1 protein-coding gene is annotated in these 515 nt (G+C 65.8%); it reads left to right on the plus strand.

The window, feature by feature from the left end; all coding sequences use genetic code 11:
* Positions 1-209 precede the first annotated feature (209 nt).
* Positions 210-515: ABC transporter transmembrane domain-containing protein (locus D1614_RS28980; RefSeq protein ID WP_241558171.1), on the plus strand; the 306-nt coding region annotated here is incomplete at its 3' end.

The following is a 515-nucleotide window of genomic DNA, read 5'->3' on the forward strand; positions in this document are numbered from 1 at the left end:
CTATCGAATCGGCGGCTACAACTTCCCGGGCGCGACCTACAACAACTCGGTCATCGGCTTCTACGGCCCGCCGCGCACCATCCTGGGCACGGTCGAGGTCAAGTTCTAAGGAACCGCGACGCCGGTCGGCGTCCGCCGCGCGCGGGCGTCGGCCGGTCTTGCGTGCGGCCCTCGCCGGCCGACGAGGAAGGACCGATGGGGGAAGATCGATGAGCGACGGCTCGCAGAGCGACGTCGGAACGCCGGAGCCGTCCGCCGCCTATCGCGTGACGGTGCTGGCGCTGCTGATCTTTCTCTTCTATACCAACTGGCGCCTGACGCTGGTGGTGGCGGTGATCCTGCCGATCATCGGCCTGCTGATGTCGCGTATCAACCGTCGCCTGCGCTCGCTCAACCGCGAGAGCCAGAACCTGACCAACCAGGCCGCCTATGTGGTGGAAGAGGCTGTGGGCGGCTACAAGGTCGTCAAGCTGCATGGTGGCGAGGCGTACGAATCGCTGCGCTTCAATGCCATG

It is taken from the genome of Maribellus luteus (assembly GCF_003576475.1).
Classification (GTDB): Bacteria; Bacteroidota; Bacteroidia; order Bacteroidales; family Prolixibacteraceae; genus Draconibacterium; species Draconibacterium luteum.